This window comes from Proteus sp. G2300, assembly GCF_009915965.1.
GTDB lineage: Bacteria > Pseudomonadota > Gammaproteobacteria > Enterobacterales > Enterobacteriaceae > Proteus > Proteus vulgaris.
In genome coordinates, this window is the sequence record NZ_JAABNK010000016.1 from 1 (window position 1) to 3784 (window position 3784).

General features: G+C 32.6%; 3 protein-coding genes. 2 read left to right on the forward strand and 1 reads right to left on the reverse strand.

From position 1 onward, the window contains the following. Positions 1 to 207 precede the first annotated feature (207 nt). The gene (locus GWI97_RS09375; RefSeq protein ID WP_161751921.1) at positions 208 to 1899 is read left to right on the forward strand and encodes a colicin-like pore-forming protein; all 1692 of its coding nucleotides are present in this window, start codon (positions 208 to 210) and stop codon (positions 1897 to 1899) included. 26 nt (positions 1900 to 1925) lie between these two features. Here GWI97_RS09375 and GWI97_RS09380 read toward each other — a convergent pair whose 3' ends face one another. Next, a complete protein-coding gene (locus GWI97_RS09380) occupies positions 1926 to 2261 on the reverse strand; it encodes a colicin E1 family microcin immunity protein (protein ID WP_115370743.1) in 336 nt (111 codons plus the stop codon). 399 nt (positions 2262 to 2660) lie between these two features. Between GWI97_RS09380 and GWI97_RS09385 the strand changes: the two genes are divergently transcribed. Continuing rightward, positions 2661 to 3784, forward strand: a 1124-nt coding sequence (locus tag GWI97_RS09385) for an S-type pyocin domain-containing protein (RefSeq protein ID WP_161751916.1), incomplete at its 3' end; no start/stop codon positions are given.

Consider the following 3784-nt stretch of genomic DNA (forward strand, 5'->3'; position numbering starts at 1 on the left):
AAAGAAGAGGAAGAAAATCAGGACACCAATAGTGCACCAGAAATGGATAACTGATTGATTATATTTATTTGACTCAAGGATGAGTTAAATACTAATGATAACCATTCCGAATATAGCCGAAATAAGACAATTGTATTACGATTACTATTGATTATACTGTGTTTGCATACAGTGGTTGTATGCTATTAAATATAAAAAGGAATTTAAATGATTATAACAAGAGCTAACGTTGATCAGTTCCCTGATCTTCCCGAATACGTTATTCGAGACATAAAGCAAAATGGTACTGTTTATAACACTACAGGAGGTGCTGATGAAGATGGGGCCTTTATTACTGATGGGGGTTGGGTTGTAAATAATGGAGTAGATACGTTAATGGTGGCGGCGGCTAAATCAGATTATTTCCCATGGTCAAAAATACCTATTCTTGCTGATAGTGATAAAGATGAATATCCGTCTCCCAATGTGGGTAATGGTGGGTCATCACCTTTCAATCCAAATACTAAAATCACAGTAAATAAGCCACAAAAGCCCGTTATTATTTCTAGTAATAATAATAAACTAACTAATAGCTCAAACAATAGAGAATTAGCTACCAATAAAGGTGTAATGCATTTTAATGGTGTTGTTATTGAGCAACTCGAAACATTTAAAAAGAAATATTTTCTTACAAAAGAAGCCGTTAATTTAGTTCAAGATAAATTGGTAGAGTCTGTTATTAGTTTATACAGTAAAGAAAATAGTATTGATGATAATAATGTAAACTCAGTAAAATTTATGGAATTTAGTGAATTTGATAATAATTCATTTGATGAGTTAGATCTTATGTCTACGATTCCTGCAGAAAACTTAATTAATAACCCTGACTTAATGTCTGGCAAACTTAATGAAATTGCAAAAAACAACGGTACAGTTAATGTTAATGCAAGAATGGCTGTAATTAAAGAAAATAATAAAGCGAGTGCAGCGTTAGTTAGAACCGATGGTGTATTGGTGACGAAAGAAGTGCCTGTGTATCCCGCCAATTATATTGGCAATGGCTATCATATGGTTATTAAAAATTTGGGAATAGAATATGCGCTTTTACCAGCAGATTCTTATAGTGGACTTGGTTTGCAAGGGAATATTATTCAAAAATATTCAAATGAAAATAAAAAGTTCTCATATCCAGAAAAAGTAGAATTACCTAATAAGGTAGAAAACAAAAGGATAGAAGTACCATATCCACATCAATTTAATGATGCAATTATTGTATTTCCTAGAAATTCAAACTTACCGCCTTTGTATGCTTATTCGGGCTTCCCTGCAATTGAACTTAAGGATAAAGATCCCCGCCCTCAGCAAGAGCAAGAATTTAATGAAATCAAAGATAGCGTGAAATTCACAATTTCATTTTACGAAAAAGCAACACAGGAATTTGGTAAAAAGGCAGCACAATTATCTAGAGAGTTAGCAGAACAATCTAAAGGAAAAACAATCAGAAATGTAGAAGATGCTTTACGTACATATGAGAAATACGGGCAGAATATTAATAATAAAATTAATGCTAAAGATCGAGCCGCAATTATAAAAGCATTAGAATCTATTGATGCAAAACAATTAGCTTCAAACCTAGGCAAATTTAGTAAAGGGCTTGGATATACCAACCACGCGATTAATGCAGTGGAATTACTTGTTGAATTTAAAAATGCAGTTAAAACGGGAAATTGGCGTCCATTTTTTGTTAAAGCAGCTTCAATTACTGCTGGCCTAGCCTCGGTGGCATTGACGGCCTTTGCCTTTAGTTTAATTATAGGCGGACCTGTTGGAATTTTAGGGTATGCCCTAATCATCGCAACAGTAGGTGCCTTGATTGATGATGCATTGGTTGAAAAAGTTAGTGGTGCGATCGGTATTTAATATGTAGGGCAATAGGATAATCGGTTTTAATTGGTTGTCCTATTTTTTGTGAAATATAGAGCTAGATATATCATGCTAAATGGAATTGAAAATATAAAACAAAGTAAGTGGTATAGAGCTACTCCACCATGCTTAGCCGGAGTATTAATAAATAACCCAGTATTCCAGAATTTTTTTGTTGTATATTTTAATGCGAAATTTTCGATAAGAATTTTGGAGAAAGGAAAAAGAATAGCACTAGGTATACTTAAAGTTAACATTAATACACCTTCAATAGTGTGATCGTTATAATTAAGATAAACCATCACCAACATCATAAAATAACCCCAAAACATATTATTAATATAGTATTTTTTAGTCATACCTAGACCCTAATGTGTAACCAGCACTAACATATAACTCATCATTCTAATAGTAATAATTCTTATTTTCAATAAATTAACTGTTTTTATTTTAGTCAATTTCGCTTATTACACTGAGCGATTTTAATTTTAGTGCTACTTATTGTGGGTGAGATGGAAGAGTCGCAAAAAGCGGAAGAGGAACGTAGACGGAAAGAAGAGGAAGAAAATCAGGACACCAATAGTGCACCAGAAATGGATAACTGATTGATTATATTTATTTGACTCAAGGATGAGTTAAATACTAATGATAACCATTCCGAATATAGCCGAAATAAGACAATTGTATTACGATTACTATTGATTATACTGTGTTTGCATACAGTGGTTGTATGCTATTAAATATAAAAAGGAATTTAAATGATTATAACAAGAGCTAACGTTGATCAGTTCCCTGATCTTCCCGAATACGTTATTCGAGACATAAAGCAAAATGGTACTGTTTATAACACTACAGGAGGTGCTGATGAAGATGGGGCCTTTATTACTGATGGGGGTTGGGTTGTAAATAATGGAGTAGATACGTTAATGGTGGCGGCGGCTAAATCAGATTATTTCCCATGGTCAAAAATACCTATTCTTGCTGATAGTGATAAAGATGAATATCCGTCTCCCAATGTGGGTAATGGTGGGTCATCACCTTTCAATCCAAATACTAAAATCACAGTAAATAAGCCACAAAAGCCCGTTATTATTTCTAGTAATAATAATAAACTAACTAATAGCTCAAACAATAGAGAATTAGCTACCAATAAAGGTGTAATGCATTTTAATGGTGTTGTTATTGAGCAACTCGAAACATTTAAAAAGAAATATTTTCTTACAAAAGAAGCCGTTAATTTAGTTCAAGATAAATTGGTAGAGTCTGTTATTAGTTTATACAGTAAAGAAAATAGTATTGATGATAATAATGTAAACTCAGTAAAATTTATGGAATTTAGTGAATTTGATAATAATTCATTTGATGAGTTAGATCTTATGTCTACGATTCCTGCAGAAAACTTAATTAATAACCCTGACTTAATGTCTGGCAAACTTAATGAAATTGCAAAAAACAACGGTACAGTTAATGTTAATGCAAGAATGGCTGTAATTAAAGAAAATAATAAAGCGAGTGCAGCGTTAGTTAGAACCGATGGTGTATTGGTGACGAAAGAAGTGCCTGTGTATCCCGCCAATTATATTGGCAATGGCTATCATATGGTTATTAAAAATTTGGGAATAGAATATGCGCTTTTACCAGCAGATTCTTATAGTGGACTTGGTTTGCAAGGGAATATTATTCAAAAATATTCAAATGAAAATAAAAAGTTCTCATATCCAGAAAAAGTAGAATTACCTAATAAGGTAGAAAACAAAAGGATAGAAGTACCATATCCACATCAATTTAATGATGCAATTATTGTATTTCCTAGAAATTCAAACTTACCGCCTTTGTATGCTTATTCGGGCTTCCCTGCAATTGAACTTAAGGATAAAGATCC